General features: G+C 71.6%; 20 protein-coding genes. 6 read left to right on the plus strand and 14 right to left on the minus strand.

Annotation, left to right across the window (positions count from 1 at the left end):
* Positions 1–39 precede the first annotated feature (39 nt).
* On the plus strand, positions 40–1,002 hold the full coding sequence (locus ACTOQ2_RS07525) for an AAA family ATPase (RefSeq protein WP_440099083.1): 963 nt from the start codon (positions 40–42) through the stop codon (positions 1,000–1,002).
* Positions 1,003–1,004: 2 nt separating this feature from the next.
* Complete coding sequence (locus ACTOQ2_RS07530; RefSeq protein ID WP_440098980.1) at positions 1,005–2,369, plus strand: DUF58 domain-containing protein; 1,365 nt, start codon at positions 1,005–1,007, stop codon at positions 2,367–2,369.
* 159 nt (positions 2,370–2,528) lie between these two features.
* On the opposite strand, the gene ACTOQ2_RS07535 is transcribed toward ACTOQ2_RS07530, so the two are convergent.
* Entirely contained in the window at positions 2,529–3,524 is a 996-nt protein-coding gene (locus tag ACTOQ2_RS07535) for a stage II sporulation protein M (protein ID WP_440098981.1), read from the minus strand.
* 37 nt (positions 3,525–3,561) lie between these two features.
* Between ACTOQ2_RS07535 and ACTOQ2_RS07540 the strand changes: the two genes are divergently transcribed.
* A complete protein-coding gene (locus ACTOQ2_RS07540; protein ID WP_440098982.1) occupies positions 3,562–4,632 on the plus strand; it encodes an RDD family protein in 1,071 nt (356 codons plus the stop codon).
* A gap of 165 nt (positions 4,633–4,797) precedes the next feature.
* On the opposite strand, the gene ACTOQ2_RS07545 is transcribed toward ACTOQ2_RS07540, so the two are convergent.
* Positions 4,798–6,180 (minus strand): LVIVD repeat-containing protein, encoded by a 1,383-nt coding sequence (locus ACTOQ2_RS07545; RefSeq protein WP_440098983.1) that lies wholly within the window; start codon positions 6,178–6,180, stop codon positions 4,798–4,800.
* Positions 6,181–6,459: 279 nt separating this feature from the next.
* Complete coding sequence (locus tag ACTOQ2_RS07550) at positions 6,460–7,881, minus strand: LVIVD repeat-containing protein (protein WP_440098984.1); 1,422 nt, start codon at positions 7,879–7,881, stop codon at positions 6,460–6,462.
* A gap of 182 nt (positions 7,882–8,063) precedes the next feature.
* Here ACTOQ2_RS07550 and ACTOQ2_RS07555 point away from each other — a divergent pair, with 182 nt between their 5' ends.
* Positions 8,064–8,693 (plus strand): DUF305 domain-containing protein, encoded by a 630-nt coding sequence (locus ACTOQ2_RS07555; RefSeq protein WP_440067456.1) that lies wholly within the window; start codon positions 8,064–8,066, stop codon positions 8,691–8,693.
* Positions 8,694–8,888: 195 nt separating this feature from the next.
* Here the strand turns inward: ACTOQ2_RS07555 and ACTOQ2_RS07560 are convergent, their stop codons facing one another.
* Positions 8,889–10,130 carry an adenosylhomocysteinase gene (locus ACTOQ2_RS07560; RefSeq protein ID WP_440098985.1) on the minus strand — a complete coding sequence of 414 codons (1,242 nt, stop codon included), beginning with the start codon at positions 10,128–10,130 and terminating at the stop codon, positions 8,889–8,891.
* A gap of 145 nt (positions 10,131–10,275) precedes the next feature.
* Positions 10,276–11,703 (minus strand): adenosylhomocysteinase, encoded by a 1,428-nt coding sequence (gene ahcY, locus ACTOQ2_RS07565; RefSeq protein WP_440098986.1) that lies wholly within the window; start codon positions 11,701–11,703, stop codon positions 10,276–10,278.
* A 221-nt stretch (positions 11,704–11,924) separates the two neighbouring features.
* On the opposite strand from ahcY, the gene ACTOQ2_RS07570 reads away from it, so the two are divergent.
* On the plus strand, positions 11,925–12,266 hold the full coding sequence (locus ACTOQ2_RS07570; RefSeq protein WP_440067461.1) for a MerR family transcriptional regulator: 342 nt from the start codon (positions 11,925–11,927) through the stop codon (positions 12,264–12,266).
* Positions 12,267–12,503: 237 nt separating this feature from the next.
* Here the strand turns inward: ACTOQ2_RS07570 and ACTOQ2_RS07575 are convergent, their stop codons facing one another.
* The 5 genes from ACTOQ2_RS07575 to ACTOQ2_RS07595 are packed head-to-tail and all read right to left on the minus strand — an operon-like array spanning position 12,504 to position 16,546.
* Complete coding sequence (locus ACTOQ2_RS07575) at positions 12,504–13,445, minus strand: cation diffusion facilitator family transporter (protein WP_440098987.1); 942 nt, start codon at positions 13,443–13,445, stop codon at positions 12,504–12,506.
* Positions 13,446–13,492: 47 nt separating this feature from the next.
* Positions 13,493–14,599 carry an SIS domain-containing protein gene (locus tag ACTOQ2_RS07580; protein ID WP_440098988.1) on the minus strand — a complete coding sequence of 369 codons (1,107 nt, stop codon included), beginning with the start codon at positions 14,597–14,599 and terminating at the stop codon, positions 13,493–13,495.
* A complete protein-coding gene (locus ACTOQ2_RS07585; protein ID WP_012888128.1) occupies positions 14,596–14,769 on the minus strand; it encodes a Trm112 family protein in 174 nt (57 codons plus the stop codon). The genes ACTOQ2_RS07580 and ACTOQ2_RS07585 overlap by 4 nt, the downstream gene beginning before the upstream one ends.
* Positions 14,770–14,773: 4 nt before the next feature.
* The gene (locus ACTOQ2_RS07590; RefSeq protein ID WP_440067466.1) at positions 14,774–16,129 is read right to left on the minus strand and encodes a phosphomannomutase/phosphoglucomutase; all 1,356 of its coding nucleotides are present in this window, start codon (positions 16,127–16,129) and stop codon (positions 14,774–14,776) included.
* 48 nt (positions 16,130–16,177) lie between these two features.
* Positions 16,178–16,546, minus strand: coding sequence for a DUF3499 domain-containing protein (locus ACTOQ2_RS07595; RefSeq protein ID WP_329090499.1), 369 nt, complete (start codon positions 16,544–16,546; stop codon positions 16,178–16,180).
* Positions 16,547–16,786: 240 nt separating this feature from the next.
* Between ACTOQ2_RS07595 and ACTOQ2_RS07600 the strand changes: the two genes are divergently transcribed.
* Positions 16,787–17,242 carry a metallopeptidase family protein gene (locus tag ACTOQ2_RS07600; protein WP_440098989.1) on the plus strand — a complete coding sequence of 152 codons (456 nt, stop codon included), beginning with the start codon at positions 16,787–16,789 and terminating at the stop codon, positions 17,240–17,242.
* A 57-nt stretch (positions 17,243–17,299) separates the two neighbouring features.
* Here the strand turns inward: ACTOQ2_RS07600 and ACTOQ2_RS07605 are convergent, their stop codons facing one another.
* The 4 genes from ACTOQ2_RS07605 to ACTOQ2_RS07620 all read right to left on the minus strand — a co-directional run bounded on the left by ACTOQ2_RS07605 (position 17,300) and on the right by ACTOQ2_RS07620 (position 24,921).
* The gene (locus ACTOQ2_RS07605) at positions 17,300–18,715 is read right to left on the minus strand and encodes a DUF5719 family protein (RefSeq protein ID WP_440098990.1); all 1,416 of its coding nucleotides are present in this window, start codon (positions 18,713–18,715) and stop codon (positions 17,300–17,302) included.
* Positions 18,712–21,594, minus strand: a complete 2,883-nt coding sequence (locus ACTOQ2_RS07610) for a glycosyltransferase (protein ID WP_440098991.1) — start codon at positions 21,592–21,594, stop codon at positions 18,712–18,714. Before ACTOQ2_RS07610 ends, ACTOQ2_RS07605 begins: the two co-directional genes overlap by 4 nt.
* A 312-nt stretch (positions 21,595–21,906) precedes the next feature.
* Positions 21,907–22,167 (minus strand): WhiB family transcriptional regulator, encoded by a 261-nt coding sequence (locus tag ACTOQ2_RS07615; protein ID WP_037969494.1) that lies wholly within the window; start codon positions 22,165–22,167, stop codon positions 21,907–21,909.
* Between the two features lie 228 nt (positions 22,168–22,395).
* Entirely contained in the window at positions 22,396–24,921 is a 2,526-nt protein-coding gene (locus tag ACTOQ2_RS07620) for a hypothetical protein (protein ID WP_440098992.1), read from the minus strand.
* Positions 24,922–24,994: the final 73 nt, after the last annotated feature.

Consider the following 24,994-nt stretch of genomic DNA (forward strand, 5'->3'; position numbering starts at 1 on the left):
GCGACCTCCGTCGTCAGGACCGCGCCCGGCGCATCCGCCGTGCCCGCCGCGCAGAGCGCGGACCGCGCCAGGGAGGCACTGGGAGCCCTGCGCGCCGAGGTCTCCAAGGCGGTCATCGGCCAGGACGCCGTGGTCACCGGGCTGGTGATCGCGCTGCTCTGCCGGGGACACGTGCTGCTCGAGGGCGTGCCCGGCGTCGCCAAGACCCTGCTCGTCAGGACGCTGGCGGCGGCGCTCTCCCTCGATTTCAAGCGGGTGCAGTTCACCCCCGACCTCATGCCGGGCGACATCACCGGCTCGCTGATCTACGACGCGAAGACGTCGGAGTTCGAGTTCCGCGAGGGGCCGGTCTTCACCAACCTCCTGCTCGCCGACGAGATCAACCGCACGCCCCCGAAGACGCAGGCCGCGCTGCTGGAGGCGATGGAGGAGCGCCAGGTCAGCGTGGAGGGGTCGGCGCGCGGGCTGCCCGACCCGTTCATCGTGGCCGCCACCCAGAACCCCGTCGAGTACGAGGGCACCTACCAGCTGCCCGAGGCGCAGCTCGACCGGTTCCTGCTCAAGCTGACCGTCCCGCTGCCGCCCCGCGACCAGGAGATCGCGGTGCTGGAGCGGCACGCGCTCGGCTTCGACCCGCGCGACCTGTCGTACGTCAAGGCCGTGGCCACCGCCGCCGACCTCGCCGCGGGACGCGCGGCGGTCGGCCAGGTGCACGTGGGCCCCGAGGTGCTCGGCTACATCGTGGACATCGCCAGGGCCACCCGCCAGTCGCCCTCGCTCCAGCTCGGGGTCTCCCCGCGCGGCGCCACCGCGCTGCTGGCCGGGGCGCGGGCCTGGGCGTGGTTGTCCGGCCGCGCCTACGTGACGCCCGACGACGTCAAGGCGCTGGCCAGGCCCGCGATGCGGCACCGGATCCAGATACGTCCCGAGGCCGAGCTGGAGGGCGCGACCGCCGACGGCCTCATCGACGCCATCCTCGCCTCCGTCCCCGTCCCCCGCTGACCATGGCGCTGACGGGACGGGCCGCGCTGCTGGCACTGCTGGGCACCCTGGCCGTGCTGCTCGCCCCCCGGCCGGGGCCGGCCGTGGCCGGGGTGGCACTGCTGATCGTGGCGCTGGTCGTGGTCGACCTGCTGCTGGCCGGGAGCGTGCGCCCGCTGCGCTTCACCCGCTCGGGCGAGCGGCTGGTACGACTCGGCGAGTCGGTCGCGGTCGAGCTGATCGTGGAGAACCCCGGCCCCCGCCGGGCGCGCGGCGTGCTCAGGGACGCCTGGCCGCCGTCCGCCGGTGCCGCGCCCCGGCACCTGCCGCTGGACGTGCCCCCGGGCGAGCGCCGCCGGCTGGTCACGACGCTCACTCCCACCCGCAGGGGCGACCGCGAGGCGGTCACGGTGACGGTGCGGTCGATGGGCCCGCTGGGCGTGGCGGCCCGCCAGGGCTCGCACCGGGTGCCCTGGTCGGTCCGGGTGCTGCCGCCCTTCCTCAGCCGCAAGCACCTGCCCGCCAAGCTGTCCAGACTCAGGGAGCTGGAGGGCCGGCACCCGTCGATGATCCGGGGGCAGGGCACCGAGTTCGACTCGCTGCGGGAGTACGTGGTGGGTGACGACGTCCGCTCGATCGACTGGCGGGCCACCGCGCGCCGCAACGACGTCGTGGTCCGCACCTGGCGGCCCGAGCGCGACCGCCGGGTGCTGATCGTGCTCGACACCGGGCGCACCTCGGCCGGCCGGGTGGGCACCGCCCCGATCCCGCTGGCCGGCGAGGTACCGGGGACCGCCGGGCGCGGGCGGTCGCGGGTCGTGCCCGGCTGGCCCCGCCTGGACTGGTCGATGGACGCGGCGCTGCTGCTGGCCGCCCTGGCCTCCCGCGCGGGCGACCGGGTCGACTTCATGGCCCACGACCGGGGGGTGCGCGCCTGGGTGTCCGGCACCGGCCGCACGGAGCTGCTGTCGTCGCTGGTCAACACCATGGCCCCGATCGAGGCCGAGCTGGTCGAGGCCGACTCCGCGGGGATGGTCGCGGCCGTCATGTCGCGGGCCAGGCGGCGCTGCCTGGTCGTCGTGCTGACCGACCTCAACCCGGCGGCACTGGAGGAGGGCCTCCTGCCGGTCCTGCCCCGCCTCTCCTCGCGGCACCTGGTGCTCCTGGCCGCCGTCTCCGACCCGCAGGTGGCCGAGATGGCCGCCGGGCGCGGCACCTCCGAACTGGTCTACGGCGCGGCGGCGGCCGAGCACCTGAGCGCGGGACGGCGCAGGATCACCGCCCTGCTGCGCCGCCAGGGCGTGGAGGTCGTGGACACCGCCCCCGAGCAGATCGCCCCGGCCCTGGCCGACGCCTACCTGGCGCTGAAGGCGGCCGGGCGGCTCTGAGCCGCCTGGCGCTCGGCCGGCGCGGGGAGCGATCGTGTCACTCTGAGCCGCGTGGCGCTCAGCCTGTCGGCCGGGCGGCTCTGAGATGCGGTGCTCAGCCGACACCGGGAGCGGCCGGGCGGCTCGGGGGTGCTCGGGGGTGCTCGGGGGTGAGGGTGCTCAGCCGGCGCTGGGGGCCAGGTCGGGGGCGCGCTCCACGTCGCCGCTCTCGCCCGCGGCCACGGCCCGGCGGCCGAAGAAGATCACGTAGGCGAGGAAGGCGGCCTCCGCGACCACCCCGATGCCGATCCGCGCCCAGGTGGGCAGCCCCGAGGGGGTGACCAGGCCCTCGATGAGCCCCGAGACGAGCAGCACCACGACCAGGCCGAGGGCCACGCTCATCACGGCCCTGCCCTGCTCGGCCAGGGCCTCGGCACGCCTGCGCGGGCCGGGGTCGACGACCGTCCAGCCGAGGCGCATGCCGACGGCCGCGGCGAGGAACACCGCGGTGAGCTCCAGCAGGCCGTGCGGGGTGATCAGCCCGAAGAAGATGTCGAGCTTGCCGCGCGAGGCCATCAGCCCGGCGGAGACGGCCACGTTGAGCGCGTTCTCCCACAGGATGTACGGGATCGGCAGGCCCAGAAAGATCGACATGATGATGACCTGCATCGAGACCCAGGCGTTGTTGACCCAGACCTGCCCGGCGAAGGAGGTCGCCGGGTTCTCCGAGTAGTAGTCGGCGAAGTCGTGTTCGACGAGCTGGGTGATCTCTTCGGGGGTGGCGATCGCCCCCTGGACGTCGGGGTTCTGCCCCACCCAGACGGCGACGACCGTGGAGACCAGCAGGAACGCGACGCTCGTGGCCAGCCACCACCAGCGGGCCCGGTAGGCGACCACCGGGAAGGAGACCGTGAAGAAGCGGACGAACTCCCGCCAGGCCGGGGTGTGCGCCCCGGTCACGGCGGAGCGGGCACGGGCGACGAGCGCCGACAGGCGGCCCACCAGGATCGGGTCGGCGGAGGCCGAGCGGACGAGGGAGAGGTGCGTGGCGACCCGCTGGTAGAGGTCGACCAGCTCGTCGACCTCGGCGCCGTCCAGCGAGCCGCGCCGCCGGACCAGGTCCTCGAGACGGTCCCAGGCGGGCCGGTGCGCGGTGACGAAGGCGTCGATGTCCACGCGGGCAGCCTATCCAGTCGAAGGTAGGGTGCTGAGTGTGTCCGATGTCGTAACCGGCGAGGCCGTCGTCGTCGAGGTCCGTGTCGCCCAGCTTCCGAGCAGGGCCGCGGCGCTGCTGATCGACATGACGGTCCAGGTCGTGACGCTGTTCGGCGCCTCCCTGCTGGTCGGCAGCCTGGGATTCCTGAACGATTCGGCACTGACGACGATGGTCTACATCGTGCTCACCGTGCTCGTGGTCGTCGGCTACCCGGTGATCTTCGAGACGCTCACGCGCGGGCGCAGCCTGGGCAAGCTCGCGCTGGGGCTCCGGGTCGTCAGCGACGACGGCGGCCCCGAGCGGTTCCGGCAGGCCCTGTTCCGCGGGCTGGCGGGGGTCCTGGAGTTCTGGATGCTCAGCGGCGCCCCCGCGCTGATCAGCTCGCTGATCTCGGAGAAGGGCAAGCGGCTCGGCGACGTCTTCTCCGGCACCATGGTGATCTCCGAACGCGTTCCGCGGCAGTACGGGCCGCCGCTGGACATGCCGCCGTCGCTCGCACCGTGGGCGGCGACTCTGGAGCTGTCACGGCTGCCCGAGCAGGTCGCGGCCACCGCGAGACAGTACCTCATGCGCTGGCACGACCTGGCCCCCGCCGTCCAGCACGAGATGGGCGTGCGCATCGCCACCGAGATGTCGGCCTTCGTGTCCCCGCCGGCCCCGCCCGGCGTGCCGCCGTTCGCCTACCTGACCGCCGTGCTGGCCGAGCGCCGCCGCCGCGAGCAGGCGCGTCTGGCCCAGCAGTGGCACGACCGGCAGCGGCCCGGCGAGCAGGGGGCCGGTCAGCGGTGGTCCGGCCACGGCGCGCCCCCGCCCCACCGGGCTCACCCGCCGTCGCTCCAGCCCTACCCGGGCGCGCCGCCCCCGCCGCCCCCGCCGTACGCCCCCTCGGGGAACGGGGACGGGCCGTACGCGCCTCCCGGGTCGGTGCCCCTACCTCAGGCCCGGCCCGACCACCGGCCGCCGCAGCCGCGGATCCCGCTGCCTCCCCCGGCACCCCCGCCGCCCGCGGCCGGGCCCTCCACGCGGGAGTCCGGCCCCACACCCGGCGGATTCGTCCCTCCCGCCTGACCTCCTCCATCGGACCCCCCGCCGCCGCGCCGCCGTACGGGCGTGACGTGGGCGGCGCGGGAACGCGAAGAGGGACGGCGGGAGACCCGCCGTCCCTCTCATGAGACCCGCGAACCCGCTACGGGTGTCTCATCGGTGCCGCTCGCCCTCGCGGGCGACCGCGCGTCAGTGACCGTGGCCGTAGGAGGCCTGGGTCTGCACGTTCAGCCGGTCCAGGCGGACGCTCCTGGCCGGGTCGGTGCGGCGGTCGTCGATCTTGAGAACGTCCAGTCCCCTGCGGAAGTCGCTGGCGTAGACGTAGCCGTTGTAGTAGTACGCGGACCAGATGCCGCCGCCTCCGCCGTCGGGCTCGGGGCCGCGCTCGAAGAAGCCGAACTCCTGCGGCTTGGTGGAGTCGGTGAAGTCCACGAAGGAGACGCCGCCCTGGTACCAGGCCTGGACCATGATGTCCTTGCCCTTGACCGGGATCAGCGAGCCGTTGTGCGCGACGCAGTTCTCGGTGTCGGCCTGGTGTCGGGCGATCTTGAAGTAGCTCTTGAAGACCAGCTTGCCGCGGACGATGTCGTAGTAGGCGTTGGCGCCGCGGTTCGGGCCGATCACCTCGTTGCAGGTGGCCTGGCCGCCGCCGCCGAGCTCGTCGGTGAAGATGACCTTGGTGCCCTTGTTGTTGAACGTCGCCGAGTGCCAGAACGCGAAGTTCGGGTCGGTGACCCGCGCGGTGATCACCGGGTTCTCCCGGTCGGAGATGTCGAACAGGACGCCGTCACCCATGCAGGCTCCGGCCGCGATGTCCTTCTCCGCGTAGACGGTGATGTCGTGGCAACCGCTGGTCGGCAGCAGCAGGCCCGGCTGCGTCTCGTTGCCGCCGTCGGGGAAGACGACCGGCGTGTTGACCACGGCCGCGGCGGTCGGGTTGCGCAGCGGCACCTTGATGACCGAGATCTTGTCGTGCGGCGGCTGGCAGTCGGGGAACGTGGCGTTCGGGTTGTAGGAGGAGACGTAGAGGTAGACGTTACGCCGGTCCCTGGACTTGCCGGGAACGAGTGTCAGGGTGTGGGAACCGCAGTTGGTCTCGACCGACTTGATGTACTTGGGGTTCTTCTTGTCGCTGATGTCGAAGATCCGAACCCCTTCCCACGACTCCTTGACGCTGGCCGGCTGGCCGGCGCTGTTGCAGGAGTCGTCGCTGCGGGAGTTGTCGACCGCGGCGAACAGCAGGTCGCCGTGGACCGACACGTCCATCTGGGAGCCCGGGCACAGGACGCCGCTGACGAGCTTGGCGCGCCTCGGGTTCCTGATGTCGTAGATCGAGAAACCGCCGTAGTTGCCAACGTAGGCGTAGTCGCCCTGGAAGGCGATGTCGCTGTTGGTGGTGGCCTCAAGGCCGGGGAGCTTGGGCAGGGTGCCCACGTGCGTCACGTTGGGGCTGGTGACGATCTCACCGGGCGGGGGAATGTCGGCGGCCTGGGCCGAGACCGTGGACATCAGCATCGCGGCGGCCGTCGCCGCCACTACCAACGCCCGGACGGTCCTTCGGGGAGCGAACACTCGGGTGCCTCCTTGGAGCAGACATAAGGCATGCATAAATTAGCAAATCGCTCCTCCTGACAGCCGGATCGACGCAGCGTGACTTTGTCACAATAAAATATGAGATTAACTCTTTACGAGAGCCCGAGAAAAGCTTATGGTTTATGCCCTTTCTGTCGCTTTTGGGCTTTTCCTGACACGCAGAACGGCCACCGGACGCTCGTCGAGCGCCCGGTGGCCGTCACCGGGTGGTGGCCGTGGCCGTCGTCAGAGGTCGATGGCCGTGACCGCCCTCAGATGTCAGTGACCGTGGCCGTGGCCACCGCGGTAGGACGCCTGGGTCTGCGCGTTCAGGATGTCGAACTTGACCTTCTCCGCCTTGTCCGTACGCCGGTCGTGGATCTTCAGGACGTCAAGGCCGAGGTTGAAGTCGCTGCCGTAGATGTGGCCGTTGTAGTAGTACGCGGACCAGAAGCCGCCGCTGAGCGCGGGGGCGGTGTTGTCGGGGCCGCGCTCGAAGAACGCGATCTCCTGCGGGTTGGCCGAGTCGGTGAAGTCGACGACCGAGATGCCGCCCTGGTACCAGGCCTGGACCATGATGTCCTTGCCCTTGACCGGGATCAGCGAGCCGTTGTGCGCGACACAGTTCTCGGTGTCGGCCTGGTGGCGAGCGATCTTGAAGTAGCTCTTGAAGGTGAGCTGGCCGCCCTCGAGGTCGTAGTAGGCGTTGGCGCCGCGGTTCGGGCCGATCGCCTCGTTGCAGGTGGCCTGGGTGCCGCCGCCGAGCTCGTCGGTGAAGATGACCTTGGTGCCCTCGTTGTTGAACGTCGCCGAGTGCCAGAACGCGAAGTTCTCGTCGTCGCGGACCGTGGTGGTCACCTTCGGCTCGAGCGGGTTGGAGATGTCCATCAGGACGCCCTCGCCCATGCAGGCTCCGGCGGCGATGTTCTTCTCCGGGTACGCGGTGATGTCGTGGCAGCCGGTCGTGGCCGAGGTGCGCTCGGGGTAGGGCAGGGTCTCACCCGGGTTGCCGCCGTCGGGGAACAGGACCGGGGTGGCGACGACCGAGGCGGACGCCGGGTCGCGCAGCGGCACCTTGATGATCGAGATCTTGTCGTGCGGCGGCTGGCAGTCGGGGAACGACGCGTTCGGGCTGTAGGAGGAGACGTACACGTAGACGTTCTTGCGGTCCCTCCCCTTGCCCGGGACGAGCGTCAGGGTGTGCGAGCCGCAGTTGGTCTCGACGGCCTTGATGTACTTGGGGTTCTTCTTGTCGCTGATGTCGAAGATCCGGATGCCCTCCCACGACTCCTTGGTCGCCGCGCTCTGGCCGCCGCTGCTGCAGGAGTCGTTGCTGCGGGAGGAGTCGACCGCGCCGAAGAGCAGGTCGCCGTAGACCGACACGTCCATCTGCCCGCCGGGGCAGATCACCGAGCTGACCAGCGAGGTCTTGCTCGGCTTCCTGATGTCGTAGATCGAGAAACCGGTGTAGTTGCCGACGTAGGCGTAGTCGCCCTGGAACGCCATGTCGGTGTTGATGTCGGTCAGCTCGCCGGGCTTGGGCACGTTCAGGACATGCTCGATGTTCGCGCTCTTGGCGATCTCGCCGGGAGCCGGGATATCGGCGGCCTGCGCGGGGAACGCAGCCAGCGCCGTCGCGACGGCAACCCCGGCCACAAACAGGAAGCGGCCGGTCAGGCCCTTCCCGAGGGGGGTGGACACTCGTGAACCTCCTTGACACATGCACCCAAATAAAAGGTGCATAAATGCTTAAATAGTTCATGGTGTACGGTCATCCGGCAAGCCATCACAGTGTCAGCAACTGTTGCCGGTGTGCGGTCTTTACGGACCGGCCCCGCAGGGGTTACGGTCTTTCGTCACTGGACAATCACGAAGGAGGCCGGGTGCGCGTCGCGCTCATCGTCGTGCTCGCCGCCCTGTCCCTCAGCGCGTGCAGCTCCGAGCCCGAGCCTGCCCCCTCCCCTCAGGCGTCGGCGCCCATCATCGTTCCCGGCAGGCCGGGTGAGGTCGCCAGGACCGTCGGCCCGAGCGAGGCCGCCACGCTCGTGCCCACGCCCACCCCCAACGCGGCCGACGTGACGTACGTCCAGAAAATGGTCGTCCACCATCGCCAGGCCCTCGACATGGCCTCCCTGGCCCCGACCCGGGGCGAGCACGTCAGGCTGAAGAGCCTCGCCTCGCGCATCAAGGACTCGCAGGGGCCGGAGATCCAGTTCATGATCTCCTGGCTCCAGCAGCAGGGCCTGCGGGCCCCCGAGCACCACGCCGAGCACGACGCCATGCCCGGCATGGCCTCGCCCGAGCAGATGGAGGCGCTCAAGGCCGCCTCGGGCAAGGACTTCGACCGGCTCTTCATCCAGCTCATGACCGCGCACCACCAGGGCGCGCTCAAGATGTCCGAGCAGGTCCTGATCTCCGGCTCGCACCAGCGGATCGAGGAGCTGGCCAACGACGTCTCGGCCGGCCAGAGCGCCGAGATCCGCAGGATGCAGGAGATGCTGGCCGAGCTCTGACGACGGCGGGCGCGACGGCGAGGCTCAGGCGGCGAGGACCGTCACCACGAGACCCCGACGACGGCAGGCCGCGACGGCGAGGCCCTGACCGCGACGCCCGAAAGCGTGACGGCGAGGCTCGGCGACGCCTGTGACGACGCCCGAAAGCGTGACGGCGAGGCTCGGCGACGCCTCTGACGACGCCCGAGAGCGTGACTACGAGCCGAGCCGCCAGGAGTGCAGATACTCCTTCTGGTCGGGGGTGAGCTCGTCCGTCTCGATCCCGGCCGCGGCCAGCTTGAGCCGCGCCACCTCCACGTCGACCTCCCCCGGCACGTCGTAGACCCCCGGCTCCAGCCGCGCCCGCTCGCGGACCAGCCACGCCACCGAGAGCACCTGCGCGGAGAAGGACATGTCCATGACGGCGGCCGGATGCCCCTCGGCGGCGGTCAGGTTCACCAGGCGGCCCTCGGCGAGCAGCAGGAGCCTGCGGCCGTCGGCGAGGACGTACTCGTCGGTGTTGGGGCGCACCCCCCGGTGGACGGCGTGCGCCAGGTCGTCCAGGGCGCGGACGTCGATCTCGACGTCGAAGTGCCCGGCGTTGGCGAGGATCGCGCCGTCCTTCATCTCGGCCAGGTGCTCGCCCCTGATCACGTCGCGGTTGCCGGTGACCGTGACGAACACGTCCCCAGTGCGGGCCGCCGCCGCCATCGACCGTACGTCGTAGCCCTGCAGCGAGGCGTCCAGCGCCTTGACGGGATCGATCTCGGTCACCACGACCCGCGCCCCCAGGCCCCTGGCCCGCTCGGCGACGCCCCGGCCGCAGTAGCCGAATCCGGCGACCACCACGGTCTTGCCCGCGAGCAGGGTGTTCGTGGCGCGCATGATCCCGTCCATGGTCGACTGGCCGGTGCCGTAGCGGTTGTCGAACATCCGCTTGGTCCGCGTGTCGTTGACCGCCACCACGGGGAACCTGAGCGCATTCTCCGCGGCCATCTGGCGGAGCCTGATGATCCCGGTGGTGGTCTCCTCACACCCGCCGGAGACCGTCTCCAGCAGCTCGGTCCGCTCCGTGTGCAGGATGTTGACGAGGTCGCAGCCGTCGTCCAGGACGATGTCCGGGACGATGTCGAGCGCCTGGTGGATGTGGCGGTAGTAGGCGTCCATGGTCACCCCGGCCTGCGCGTGCACGACGACGCCGTAGTCACGGAGCGCCTCGGCGACGTCGTCCTGGGTGGACAGGGGGTTCGACGCGGCCAGGGCGATCTCGGCCCCGCCCGCCTTGAGGGTGCCCATGAGCACGGCGGTCTCGGCGGTGACGTGCAGGCACGCGGCGATCCGCAGCCCCTCGAAGGGCCGTTCGGCGGCGAACCGCTCACCGAGGGCGGTGAGCACCGGCATCGACCGCGCCGCCCACCCGATCCTCAGCTCCCCCTCGGCCACCAGAGCGCTGTCCACGTCTCTCCCCAGATTGCCGGAACCTCAGATTGCCGGAACCCCGGATCATCCGAAACCCGAAACCTCGAATTCCGAAATCCGAAACCCCGGATCGCCCGAAGGCCCCCGCGAAGCCGCGGGGGCCGGTGGAACTCGACCGAAGGTGTCAGTAACGGTAGTGGTCGGACTTGTAGGGGCCCTCGACGTCCACGCCGATGTACTCGGCCTGGGCCTTGGTGAGCGTGGTGAGCTTCACGCCCAGGGCGTCGAGGTGGAGGCGGGCGACCTTCTCGTCCAGGTGCTTGGGCAGCACGTAGACGCCGACCGGGTAGTCGTCGGTCTTGGTGAACAGCTCGATCTGCGCGATCACCTGGTTGGTGAAGGAGTTGGACATGACGAACGAGGGGTGGCCGGTGGCGCAGCCCAGGTTCATCAGGCGGCCCTCGGCGAGCACGATGATCTGCTTGCCGTCGGGGAAGCGCCAGGTGTGGACCTGCGGCTTGACCTCGGTCTTCTCGATGCCCGGAATCCGCGCCAGGCCGGTCATGTCGATCTCGTTGTCGAAGTGACCGATGTTGGACACGATCGCGTTGTGCTTCATCTGGGCCATGTGGTCGGCCGTGATGATGTTGAAGTTGCCGGTCGTCGTGACGAAGATGTCGGCGATGCCGACGACCTCCTCCAGGGTGGTGACCTGGAAGCCGTCCATGGCGGCCTGGAGCGCGCAGATCGGGTCGATCTCGGTGACGATGACGCGGGCGCCCTGGCCCTTGAGCGCCTCGGCGCAGCCCTTGCCGACATCGCCGTATCCGGCGATGACCGCGACCTTGCCGCCGATCAGCACGTCGGTGGCGCGGTTGAGGCCGTCGATCACCGAGTGGCGGCAGCCGTACTTGTTGTCGAACTTCGACTTGGTCACCGAGTCGTTGACGTTGATCGCCGGGAAGAGCAGCGTGCCGGTCTTGAACATCTCGTACAGGCGGTGCACGCCGGTGGTGGTCTCCTCGGTGACGCCCTTGATGCGCGAGGCGACCTGGGTCCAGCGGCCCTCGTCGGTGACCGTGCGGCGGAGCAGGTCGAGGACGACGCCCCACTCCTCGGGGTCGTTCTCGCCCGCGCTGGGCACGGCGCCGGCCTTCTCGTACTCGCTGCCCTTGTGGACGAGCATGGTGGCGTCGCCGCCGTCGTCGAGGATCATGTTGGGGCCGTCGTCACCGGGCCACGTCAGGGCCTGCTCGGTGCACCACCAGTACTCCTCCAGGGTCTCGCCCTTCCAGGCGAAGACCGGGACGCCCTGGGGGTTCTCCGGGGTGCCCTCCGGGCCGACGACCACGGCGGCGGCGGCGTGGTCCTGGGTGGAGAAGATGTTGCAGCTCACCCAGCGAACCTCCGCGCCGAGCGCGACGAGGGTCTCGATGAGCACGGCGGTCTGGATGGTCATGTGCAGCGAGCCCATGATCTTCGCACCGGCCAGCGGCTGGGCCGCGGCGTACTCCTCGCGGATGGCCATCAGGCCCGGCATCTCGTGCTCGGCGAGCTGGATCTCCTTGCGCCCGAAGGCCGCAAGAGAAAGGTCGGCGACCTTGAAGTCCATGTGTGGTTACCCCTCTGGTTGATGGCGGCGTTCGCCTCACACCCTCGCCCGTCGCGCTCGTCTCGCGATCGTGCTTCGTTCCGGGGCCGGGCTCGCCGTTCCATCGGAACAGTCGACGCTTGCGAGTTTAGGCGGCTGAAGCACCTCCGCGCACCTTCTGAACGGGTAACCTGACACAAGAATGTAAGTTTTCCCGCAAAACCGCTGGAAAGAGGTCACCGATGCGGATCACCGAGGCCGCCGGCAGGCTGGGCATGTCCCCCCGGATGCTTCGCTACCGCGAGGCGCTCGGGCTGCTCCCCCCGGTCAGGAACCAGGGCGCGCACCGGCGGTTCGGCCCCGACGAGCTCTCGGCCGTCGCCCAGAGCCTCGAGTTGGAGAAGCGGTTCGACATCTCCCCCGCCGAGCTGGCCTTCGCGCTGCGGGCGCTGAGCGAGCCCGCGGTCGCGCAGGCCGTACGGGACCTGGGGCTGCGGATCGGCCGCCTGCAGGCACCCCGCAGGGCACTGGACTTCGAGAAGGAGAAGGCGCTGCGCCTGCTCCAACGCCGCTCCCAGGGGTGACGCCCCGGGCCGGCGACCCCGCCCTCGCGGTGCGCTCGGCCCGCTCCGCGGACATCGCGTCCCACCCTCCCGATCACCCCGCGGTCCGGGGAAACCCGGCCACCCCGCGGTCCGGGAGAACCCGGCCACCCCGCGGTCCGGGAGAACGGAGGACCCCGGCGGCGTGCGCCGGGGTCCCGGGTCCGGGCCCGGATCCGCACCGCGGGGTACGGCCGTCGGGACCCTACACGTGATCGATCACGTCCGGTCAGAGACGGGACCGTTGACGCTGCTCCTGTCGAGGTCGGGCTCCAGGTAGATGACGCGGGCCTCCGGGACGGCCGCGCGGATGCGCTGCTCGGCCTCGTCGATGCCGCGGGCCACGTCGGCGGCCGTGTCGTCGTGGTCCACCGCGATCTTGGCGGCGACCAGGATCTCCTCGGGCCCCAGGTGGAGCGTGCGCATGTGGATGACCCGGCTCACCTCGGGCGCGCTCTCCAGGGCGTCCGCGATGCGGGTCTCGACCTCGGGCCCGGCGCTCTCGCCGATCAGCAGCGACTTGGTCTCGATCGCCAGGACGACCGCGATCACCGCGAGCAGGACACCGATCATGATGGTGCCGATGCCGTCCCAGATGGGGTTCCCGGTCACCACGGCCATGGTCACGCCGAAGAGCGCGAAGATCAGGCCGAGCAGCGCGCCCAGGTCCTCAAGGACGATCACCGGCAGCTCGGGCGACTTGGAGCGGCGGATGAACTGCACCCACGACTGGTTTCCCCGGACGTGGTTGGACTCGATGATCGCCGTCCGGAACGAGAACGACTCGGCGATGATCGCGAAGATCAGCACGCCGAAGGCCCATCCGGGGCTCCTCAGCGCCTCCGGGTGGGAGAGCTTGTGCCAGCCCTCGTAGAGCGAGAACACCGCGCCGATGGTGAACAGCACCACCGCCACCACGAACGCGTAGAAGTAGCGCTCCCGGCCGTACCCGAAGGGGTGCTGGGGCGTGCGCGCCCGCTGGGCGCGCTTGCCGCCCAGGAGCAGCAGCGCCTGGTTGCCCGAGTCGGCCACCGAGTGGACCGACTCGGCGATCATCGATGACGAACCCGTGAAGAGAAACGCCACGAATTTGGCCACGGCGATCGCCAGGTTGGCCGTCAACGCCGCGATGATTGCCTTAGTACCGCCGCCCGCGCTCACGGCAGCCTCCGCTCAGCTCGTTGGTCAGGAAAGACGAGACAAGGATCCTATTGCGAAACCCTTGCCTTGAGTTCTGTGATCGCCGACACAGTGGCCGGGTCGATCCCGTACCCGAGAGCGAGGTACGTACTCGCGAAGTCCCCGAGCGCGATCAGCGTGGCGAGCCGCTCCAGCGGGTGCGCCCCCTCGGCGGCGATCTGCGTGACCGGGACGCCGCGATCCTCCGCCAGCCGCACCGACACCTCCCGCTGCCGCACCACCCGGGGGTGCTCCTCCACGTCGCGCAGCACGAACAGCCGGAGCGACCTGCCGCTCTCGTCGGCGAAGATGTCGCGCTGGGCGAGCGGGCCGTCGAGGACGGCCACCTGGTCGTGACCGGCCTCGGGGAGCTCCCCCCACATCGCCGGATACTTGCCGTTCGTGGTGAGCTGACCGGCCCACCTGCGGGCCGCGACGGCCGCCAGCGGGGAGGATCCCCAGATCATCGGCACGGTCTCGGCGAGCTCCATGGCGAGCGACTTGCCCGGGTTGATGAACGACTCGCTCGCCGGGCGGCAGCGGTGGGCGAGGTCCTCGAGGCGCTTGGCCACCTCCTCGAACACCTCCTCGCCGGCCTCGACCAGGCCGAGCTCGGCCGCGGCGACGACCAGCGGGACCGACAGCGCCCACACCGCGGCGCTCGCCCGCCCGCCGCCCGCGACGGGCACGAACGGCGCCCCCGCCTGCCTGGCGATCGCGTGGAGCGGCGAGTCGGGCCCGCCGACGGCGAGCAGGCGGCAGCCCCGGCGGACGGCCTCGGTGGCCGCCGCGAGCGTCTCCTCGGTCCTGCCCGAGCGCGACACCGCGATCACCAGGTCGGTCGCGCCGATCCAGCCGGGCAGCCGGTGGGACCTGACGGTCAGGATCGGCAGCGGGGCGCCGTGGCCGCACACCACGTTGAGGATGTCACCGGCGATGCCCGAACCGCCCATGCCGGCGACCACGACCGCCCGGGGCCGGCCGTCCCTGGCGAGCAAGGACAGGCCCGACTCCAGGGCGGCCCTGCGGGAGGTGCGGACCTGCGCGGCCGAGTCGGCCACCGCCCGCAGCATGCCCGCCGGGTCACCCTCGGCCAGCCATTTCTGGTCGTCGAGCCGATCAGGCTCCCAGCTCACGACTTCCGGGCCTCGTCGACCAGCAGGACCGGGATGTCGTCCCGGACCGGGTAGACCAGGCCGCACGAGGCGGAGGTGCAGGACAGCTCGTCCACCTCGGGTTCGGCTCGCAGGGGGGACTTGCAGTTGGGGCAGGCCAGGATCTCCAGCAGCCAGTCGTCGATCTTCACTCGTTCAGCTCCTCACGACAGCAAGGACCTCGTCCCTGATCGCTGCCATCTGAATCTCGTCGGCCGCCTCGGCGTTCAGCCTGAGCAGCGGCTCTGTGTTGGACGGACGAAGGTTGAACCACCATCCGGGGCCGGAGACGGTCAGGCCGTCCAGCTCGTCGAAGGTGACGCCGTCGCGGGCGGCGAAGGTCTCCCGGACCCGCTCCGTCGCCGCACCCTGGTCGGCGACCGTGCTGTTGATCTCCCCGGAGGCCGCGTAACGAGTGTATTCGGCGAGGATGTCCGAGAGCGGCTTCTCCTGCTCGCCCAGCGCCGCCAGCACGTGCAGCGCGGCCAGCATGCCGGAGTCGGCGAACCAGAAGTCCTTGAAGTAGTAGTGAGCGGAGTGCTCGCCGCCGAAGACCGCGCCGGTCCCGGCCATCTCGGCCTTGATGAACGAGTGGCCCACGCGGGTGCGGACCGGGCGGCCGCCGTGCTCGGCGACGATCTCCGGGACGCCCCTGGAGGTGATCAGGTTGTGGATGATCGCGGCCCCGGGGTGCCTGCCCAGCTCGCGGACCGCGACCAGCGCGGTGATCGTGGACGGGGAGACGGACTCGCCGTGCTCGTCGACCACCCAGCAGCGGTCGGCGTCGCCGTCGAAGGCCAGCCCGATGTCGGCGCCCACGTCGAGCACGGCCTTCTGCAGGTCGCGCAGGTTGTCGGGCTCGATGGGGTTGGCCTCGTGGTTGGGGAAGGTGCCGTCGAGCTCGAAGTAGAGGGCGGTCAGCTCGACGGGCAGTCCCTCGAACACCGTCGGGACCGTGTGCCCGCCCATCCCGTTGCCCGCGTCGACCACGACCCGCAGCGGCCGGATGCCGGACAGGTCGACCAGGGTGCGCAGGTGGTCGGCGTAGCCGCGCAGCAGGTCGCGCTCGGAGACCGTCCCGCCTCCCTGGCCGCCGAGGGTGCCCGAGGCCAGGATCGCGGCGGCCCGGTCGCGGATCTCGAGGAGCCCGGTGCCGCCGCCGATCGGCACGGCGCCCGCCCTGCACATCTTCATGCCGTTGTAGCGGGCCGGGTTGTGGCTGGCGGTGAACATCACCCCGGGCAGGCCGAGGCTGCCGCTCGCGTAGTAGAGCAGGTCCGTGGAGCCCAGGCCCGCGTTGATCACATCGGCCCCCCGCGAGGTTGCCCCCCGGGTGAAGGCCGCGGCCAGCGGCACCGACGACTCGCGCATGTCGTGTGCCACGACGACGGTCCCGGCCCCGGTCACCTCCACGAAGGCGGCGCCGACCGCCTCGGCGGTCGCCTCGTCGAACTCGTCCGGCACGACGCCACGAACGTCGTACGCCTTGAAGATCTTGGCGAGGTCGCCCACTCCAGCTCCACCCTTTACGTCGTGTTCGTGCCCCCCAGCCTAGTAGGGTCAGCGGTCACGCTGGGGCTGAGCGGAGCGCAGCACGCGCAGATGGCCTCGGCGGCCGACCTCGACCCCCTGGCCGACGGGCTCGGTGCCACCGCTCGGCGCGGGTCTGGCCGCCTCGCGGACCGCGTTGGCGAGGGCCTCCAGGTCGTCCGTGCTCGGCGGGGCGCCGTCGGTCGGCAGGCGGACCACCTCCCAGCCGCGGGGGGCGGTGAGCCGCTCGGCATGCTCGGCACACAGGTCGTAACAGTGCGGCTCGGCGTACGTCGCCAAGGGCCCGAGAACAGCGGTCGAATCGGCGTAGACGTACGTGAGCGTGAAAACGGCAGGCTGACTGCACGCGGTGCGGGAACAGCGGCGGACGGGGCTCACGGTGGGACCGTATCCGGTAAGCGTCCGGGGCGCCACTATCTGAGCGCTCTTAACGAGCGTGTCGCCACAATTCGGACACGTGTCCCGGGTTCCACCCGCCTGTACGGCTTACACCCCCTGTCCGCACGCCTCCCGGTGGCATCTCCTCTCTCCCGCGCACCCGCCGTCACGGTTCCCGCCCCTCCGCGCTCCCATCACGGCACCTCCCGCCCCCGTCCGGGTCACGTCTAAGCTGGGGCCGTGAGCCCGGCACCCGGCAGACCCCGTTCTCCCCGCAGGCGCGACAGGCACGGTCGCGGCCTGCGCGGCCCGCTGGCGCCCTCGCACGTGCCGATCGCCAAGGCCCGCAGCGAGCGGTTCGACGATCTCGTCCTGGACGCCGTCGACCGGCTCAAGCCCCGATGGGCCAAGCAGTTGTCGGCCGTGGAGTTCGCGGTCGAGGAGGTCCCGCCGATCAACGAGCTGGGCGACGGCCCCGGGCTGCTGACCGGCGAGCCCATCCCGTTCGGGCGGGCGGAGCCCGCCTCGGGAAACCGCCCGGCCGTCGTGATCATCTACCGCCGCCCCCTGGAGAGCAGGGCACGCGACCGCGACCACCTGGGCGCGATGGTGCACGAGGCGGTGGTGGAGCAGGTCGCGGGCCTGTTCGGCCTCTCCCCCGAGTCGGTCGACCCCGGCTTCGACGACCACGACTGACCCGACGCTCCCGCCGCCTCCCAGGACAGGACGGTTCTCAAAGCAGGACGGTCGCTCTCAGGGCAGGACGGTCGCCGCGGACTCGGCGATCGGCGGGACCAGCGCCCACATGCGGGCGGGGGCCAGCGGCTGCACGGTCAGCGCCAGCCCGTCCTTGAGCCGCTCGTCCAGGACGCGCCCGCCGTAGACCGGTCCCGAGCCGGGCAGCGGCTGTACGACCACCGCGAAGGGCCCGTCGACCTTGGTGAGGGCGACCTGCTTGGTCCGCGAGGCGGGGATCTCCACCTGGAACGGCTCGCGCGGCTCGCCCTCGCGCGGGACCACCTGCACGCTCACCGTTCCCGCCGCGTCCGGCGCGGTCAGCAGCAGCCGGGAGCTCACCTTGCCGCCCGTACGGTTGTCGGCGACGACGCTGCCCAGGTCGATGGGGACCGCTCCGGCGGTGAAGGCCACGTCGGTCCTCGAACCGGTGCCGGTGGCGACGAGCCCGGCGACGATCGGGGTGTCCGAGGTGAGCATCAGCGCGGACGGCTGGCCGCCGATCCCGCTGGACAGGTCGACGGAGGCGACGGAACCCGCGGGCACCTCGACGAGCTCGTGGCCCTGGAGCTCGTACGTGCCTTCGGGGGTGAGGGCCTTGACCTCCACCAGCGTGTCGACCTCCTCGGCGGAGGCGACGAGCAGCTCGCGCCTCCCGCCGCCGCCGGGGATGCCCGGCACGACGACCCGGGTGGCGGGGGGCGCGGCGACCGGCAGCCAGTCCACGCCGCGCCCGTCGTTCATGATCGCCCGCGCCGCGGCGGTGACCCGCCCCGAGCTGGTACGGACCTGGATCGCCAGGACGAGCGCCGAGGGCGCGAGATCCAGGACCTTGATCGTGCGGCTCTGCCCCGGCTTGAGGGTGAACACGCCACCGGTGTCGTCGAACACCGGGCCCTCACCCGTGTAGACCATGATCTCCGCGATGGCCGGGGCGAGGTCGGCGTTGGTCAGGTACAGCGTGACGTCCGCCGCGGCCGGCCCCGGCCCGACCAGCCAGGTGCTCCCCGCCGGCTCGGCACAGCGCGTCCCGGCCAGTCCCCGCTGCTTTCCCGACTTCTCCCGGCGGGTCTGCGCCACCTCCAGGCCCGCGGCCATGCTCCCGTCGGCCGCGACGACGAGGGGCGGCGACGAGGCCGGCACCTCGTCGTGCCAGAGACGGCCGGGGATGTCGACGGTGGCCAGGGTCTTGTCCCCGGTGACGAGCGTCGCGGAGCCCGGCTCCCGGCTGCCGGGCGGGGCGACCACGCCGACGGAGGTGTCGCCTGGCGACGGGCAGACGGCCGTCACCGAGGCGACGGGCACCTTCTCGAACCCCGGCGCGGGGGTGGCGACGGCCGGCGGCTGGGTGGCGTAGGCCACCCCGTACAGGGCGAGCAGGGCCACCAGGACCAGCACCAGCAGGCTGAACCGGTTCTCGATCAGGGATTTCACCGGGCGGCCAGCTCTCTGCGAGGTTCGGGCAGGTCCTGGGGAACGGCGGGTTCGTCGGACTCGGTACGCGAACCCGGCGCGGCCAGGACCGAGACGACCAGCACCAGCACGGCCTGGGCCCAGAGCCAGCGGCCGTGCCAGGGGTCGCCGGGCGGGGTCGCGGGGAGGGCGATCGGCTGGGTGAGCCGCCACACGCCGACCGAGCGGGACAGGCTCATCCTCGCCAGCGAGGGCTGCGAGTCGAGCGCGTGGCTGATCTCCGGGCCGACGGGCGCGGTCACCACGACGAACCGCACACCGTGGGCGGCGAGGACCCGGGCGTCGTCACCGCCCCTGCCGGACACCAGCCCGGCCGCGGCGACCCGGACCTGCTCCCTGGGACCGTCGGGGACCGGGATGTCGGCCTCGCCGATCACCGGGGTGCGCCCGCGCAGCACGGTGAAGAGCAGGCCGCCCGGCGAGGCGCGCAGCAGCAGGGTCCGCTCGCCGCCCGCGGAGTTCTCCGCGGCGAGGGCGGGCACGACGTCGCGTACCGTCCCGCGGAGCGGGCCGTCCACTCCCTTGGCGATCCACATGCCCGCCGCGAGCAGCGGCGTGGAGAACGCGACCAGCACGACGCCGAACGCGGCGAGCCTGCGCGCTCCCCCGGCCGCCCGGAACTCCACGACCCTGTCGGCGGTGAGGGCGGCCACCACGAGCATGCCGGTGGCGGCGAAGGCCAGCGGCACGCCCGGCCAGGCGGGGGCCTCGACGTCGCCGTTGATCGAGGTGACGGTGGTCCTGCTCACCAGGATCGCCACCAGCACGCCGAAGAGCGCGACGCCCCAGCCGACCGCGATGACCATCCGGTTGCGGCGCATCAGCAGCGCGGCCAGGCAGGCGGCGAGAAGGCCGCCGGTCACCCAGAGCGGCGGCATGCCGGGACCGCCGGGGCTGAGCAGCAGCAGCGAACCGGCCGGCAGGGCGGGGTCGACCAGCGCGGGCTGGTGCAGCCCGGCCTCCAGCAGGAGCTGCCCCGGGTCGGCGACCACCTGGGCCAGCCAGGGGAACAGCAGGACCACGGGGACGGCGAACGCGACGAGCATCGAGACCGCGACGCCCCTGCGCGGGAAGGCAAGCGCCGCCAGCGCGCCGAGGATCGCGGTCAGCGGGTAGACCAGCGGGGCGAAGGCCGTGCCGACGGCCAGCAGGAGCCCCAGCCCCCAGGCGGCGCGACGGGCGCGGCGGCGCTCCCCGGCGAGCACCGTGGTGGCGAGCGCCGCGTAGACGGGCAGCAGCACGAAGACCACCGCGGTACCGAGCCGCCCCGCGGCGACCGCGCCGGTGGCGACCGGCAGGAGGGCGTACGAGGAGGCCAGCCAGACCCTGGTCCAGCGGCCGGGGACCATCGACCGGGTGGCCGCGTACGCGGAGATCCCGGCCAGCGGCACGCAGCCGAGCAGCAGCAGCGACACCGCGAGCCACGTCTTGCCGAACAGCACCGTGGAGAGCACGGCCAGCACCGCCACGTAGGGCGGGGCCCACGCATCGGTGCCCAGGCCCACCTGGTGGTAGCTCTCGCGGTAGAGGTTCCACAGGTCGGAGGCCCCGCCGATCACCGGGACGAGCGCTCCGCCGCCCAGCCTGGCGCCGCCCGTCACCGCGCGCTCGGCGACCAGCGTGACCACGGTGAGCGCCAGGAAGAGCAGGACGCCGGGGTTGCCGAAGAATCGCTGCATCACCCCGGCGTCGGTGAGCAACTCCTCGCCGTCCTCCTGCGCGTGCGGCGAGGCGGCCACGGCGTGGTGGCGTCCCGCGGACTCCACGAACCCGCCCCCGGCCAGGTAGCTCTGGGCCCGGTCGACGAGCCGCCGGTAACCGGCGCCGGGCGGGGTGAGCAGCCGGCTGACCGCCGCGTACCCCTGCCTTCTGCCCTTGGCCCGCACCCGCCTGGCCTTGATCATCCGGATGGGGTGGCCGAAGACCGAGCCGAACGCGAGGAACTCGTCCAGCGCGTTGGCGGGCTGCTTGGCCACCAGGAACAGCACCGTGCGGAAGAGCGACCCGAACGCGTTGCGCACCAGCGCCCACAGCAGCGGGCGGGCGGGCAGGTTCGCCATCACGACGAAGAGCGCGTTGCGGCGGTCCAGGCGGCGGGGGTGGTCGCCGCTGGCGGTGATGCGGCGCCGCCGCCGGGTGGCCGCCTCGGCGTGCCAGGCGATCGCCCGGGTGACGTTCTGCACGCGGTACCCGGCGGTCCTGACGCGCCAGCACAGGTCGAGGTCGTCGCGGAACAGCGGCAGCGCGGGGTCGAGCCCGCCGACCTCCTCCCAGACGTCCCTGCGGATCAGCATGCCCGCGGTGGAGACCGAGAGCACGTCCCTGGTCCCGTCGTACTGCCCCTGGTCGAACTCGCGGGCCTCCAGCCCGGTGTCCCTGCGGCCGGTACGGTCGACGGTGACGCCGACCTCCAGCAGGAGCCGCCGGTCGAGCCAGTCGCGGAGCTTGGGGCCGAGCACCGCCGCCTTGGGATCCTCGTCGGCGGCCTCCAGCAGGAGCCGCAGGGCGTGGACGTCCGGGGCGCAGTCGTCGTGCAGCAGCCAGATCCACTCCCGGCCGCCGCCGGGGCCGAGCCGGTCGAGGACCTCGGCGACGGCCTCGCCGAAACCGGTCGAGCGCGGCAGGGTGAGCACCGCCCTGGAGCCGAGGGCGCCGGTCAGCAGCGCGGCGCTGCCGTCCCTGCTGCCGTTGTCGACCCCGACGACCCGGTCCACCGGGCGGGTCTGCCTGAGCAGGGCTTCCAGGGTCTCCCCCAGCCAGCGGGATCCGTCGTGGGAGACGACGATCGCGGTGACGGTGTGCTGGGGGCGCGGGGGGTGAGGGGGGTCGGTGATGGACATACGTCCCGTGTTCAGGAGTGGTGATGATCGGCGCGACAACGATACGGCACCCTCTGTCTGGCTATGTCTTACACCTGGTCGCGCGCATGAAAAAAGGGCCACGCGACCGACGGTCACGTGACCCCATGGACATATTCGTCAAGCGCCTCGGAGAGGCGTCACATACTTCTGTCAGACCGCTCGACCGTCTTCGGCACTTCTTCGGTGTCGATCGGTGTTCATAGTGTTCATAGTGTTCATCGGTGCTCGGACGTCCGAACCGTCCGGATCCCAGAGCGCTCGAACCTTCCCGCCATCCGGCTCGCGGACGGCTCAGACGGCCTCACGCTTGATCCGGCGGCGCTCACGCTCCGACAACCCACCCCAGATTCCAAACCGCTCGTCATGCTCGAGCGCGTACTCAAGACACTCGGCACGCACCTCGCAGGAGCGGCAAACCTTCTTGGCCTCGCGGGTGGACCCTCCCTTCTCCGGGAAGAACGCCTCCGGGTCGGTCTGCGCGCACAAGGCGCGCTCCTGCCAGCCAAGCTGCTCTTCAGCGATGCTCTCCTGTGCGATGACCAGGTCGGCCACTGCACACCTCCCTGCCGCACGCCCGCAAAATTGGAGCCCCCCTATGAACGCCTCCCCCTTACCCACCCAGAGGAAGGCGTAACAACACGTGTGTAATTACACGCGCGTGGTCGGTGTGGCGTCAAGCGGCATGCTGGTATCCGGGGAAAGACCTGCTCTCCCCGGTTGTGGGTCGTGTGCCTGCCACGACGGCAATTGCACCAGGTGATCGCTTCGACCGCCAGGGGCTCAGTGCTCTCGGCGGTCGGAACCGTACCAGGACATGTTCTGATCCTGACCGGGGCCCACCCTCTCTCTATCCGGGGTTTCCTCATCCGTGACCTGACCTGGGCGTTGTTCGGGCTTGTAGATCGCCGTGGGGTCTATCGGCTGCGAGTCCCACGTCCTGGCGGCGGGCGTGGGGTCGCTCAGCGGGTCTCCCTGGTAGGCGTTCGGGTCGAACCGGAGCGTCGACTCCGACTGGGGGTCCCACTGGTGGGACTGGTAGGGCGGCGTCTGGGAGGCCTGCGGAGCCTGGGGGGCCGGCGCGGGCTGGGGATTCTGCGGGGTCTGCGGGTGCCCGAACGGGCCCTCGTAGCCCGGGGAGCCGTACTCGGGGACGCGCAGCTGAGGCTCGGTGCCGCCCTGCTGGGCCTGCTGCTGGTAGCTCTCCGCCTGCTGGTAGGCCTGGGCCATCTGTTGGGACCTGAGATCCACCGGGTCGGGCGCGGGGTAGGACGGGCCCTGCTCGGCCTGGCGGCCGAACTCCGCGCCCGAGTAGCCGCTGAACGGCTGGCCGTAGTTCTCCGGAGGCTGCGGGAAGGACTGCGGCGGCCGTCCGTCGAACGGCGGGCGCGGCTGGGCGTCGAGCGGCTGGTCCTGGCGTCCGTCGACCGGCGGGTAGGACGCGGGGGCCTGCTGCTCGGGCTGGTGACCGTACCCGGGCGACTGCGGCTCCTGCTGCCCGAAGCCCTGCGGCTCCTGCTGCCCGCCGAAGCCCTGGGTCTCGGACCGCTGGTAGCCCTGGGAGTCGGCCTGCGGGTATCCCTGCGGATCGGGCTGCTGGTAACCCTGCTGCTCGGACTGCCGCCGGGAACCCGACGACTGCGACTCCTGCCCGTACGCCGGAGAAACCGGGGAGACCGGCGGCTCGGGCTGCTGGCCGAAGAGCGGGTCGGACTGCCCGTAGTCGGGCTGCGACCGGTCCGAGCGCCGACCGTACGCGGAGGAGTCGGAGGAGGCGGAGGAGTCGGCCTGCTGGCCGAAGCCCTGCGAGTCGGGCTGTCCGTACGACGAGGAGTCCGAGTACTGGGAGTAGCTCGGCAGGTTGGGGCTGGAGTGCCGCCCGGAACCCGACGACTGCGACTCCTGCCCGTACGCCGGAGAAACCGGGGAGACCGGAGAGACCGGAGAGACCGGGGAGGTCGGCGGCTCGGCCTGCTGGCCGAAGCCCTGCGACTCCGACTGCCCGTACGACGATTCCGACTGCCCGTACGACGAGTCGGGCTGCCCGTACGACGAGGAGTCAGGGAACTGGGGATAGCTCGGCAGCCGGGGTTCTGTCTGGGCCTGCGGCTCCACCGGGGCGGCGTAGACCGGCGGGTCGTAGGCCGCAGCCGGCGGGTCGTACGGCTTGGCCGGGGCCGGGGGCTGGACGTCCGCCGCGACGTACGGGCTCGGGGTGTAGCCCGCGGCCGGGGCGGCGGGCTGCGACGCCTGCGGGTAGCCCTGCGGCTCCGGCTGCGCGTACCCCTGCCCCTGGGGCTCCGGCTGCGGGTAGGGCTCGCCCTGGGGGGCGTACTGCTGGTTCTCGGCGGGCGGCGCGTAGGGGGCCTGGGCGTATCCGTCACCGGCCTGCGGCGCGGGGGACGCCGGCGGCACGGACGCCGCGTGGGAGGGCGCCTGCAGGCCGTACCCCTCCGAGGCCCCGGCGGAGCCGTGCTCGGGCGCGGGCGGAAGCGCGGGGCGGTTGTACGGGGGCTGCGGGGCCGGAGCGGGCGGGGCCTCCTGCGGGTAACCGTGGCCACCCTGCGGGCCCTGGTCCTGCGGGTGGTGAGCACCCTGCTGGGGCATCTGCCCCTGAGGACCCTGGGGACCCTGGGGACCGGGACCCTGCGGCCCCTGGAAACCCTGGGCGTGGGGGTACGCGCCCTGCGGAACGCCCTGTCCCTGAGGGCCGGGACCCTGAGGACCCTGATGACCCTGATGACCCTGGGGGTGCTCCTGGAAGGGGACCTGCCCCTGCGCGGGAGCGGGCGGCCGGCCGTAGGCGGCGTACCGCTGGTCCTGCGGGTGCTCCGGGGAGCGGCCGAAGCCGCCGTCCGCGCGGAACGCGCCGTCGCGTGAACCCGCGGGGACCGCCTTCGGCAGCACGTACAGCAGCGCGACCGCGGTCAGCGCGAGGGCGGGCAGGTTGACGAGAAGGAACTCGACCTTCCCCAGGAAACCCTCCACGCCGCCGAACAGCCCGCCGAACAGGCCGATCAGGCCGAACAGCACGGAGAGCCCGAGCGTGCCGGCCACCACGAGGGCCATCACCTTCAGCCGCTGGATCACCGGGCCGAGGTTGGTCGCCAGCAGCACGCCGCCGACGAGCAGCGCGGTGGCGACCGGCGAGGCGAGCTGCCCCAGGGAGGCCGCCGCGCGCTCGGCGAAGGAGAGCGATCCGCTCCCGAACAACAGGCGTTCGATGCCGACGAGAACGCTCGCGGACGCGACGGCGACCATGAGCCACGCCGCCGGTTCCCGGAGCCGGACTGCCTCGACATTGATCACAACTACCCCCATAGGGTCTTTAGGTAAACCCGGGTCAGTTTTGCACATGGCTGACTTTGTTGCCGGTGGTCCC

The sequence above is a fragment of the Streptosporangium sp. H16 genome, assembly GCF_051918855.1.
Lineage (GTDB): Bacteria > Actinomycetota > Actinomycetes > Streptosporangiales > Streptosporangiaceae > Streptosporangium.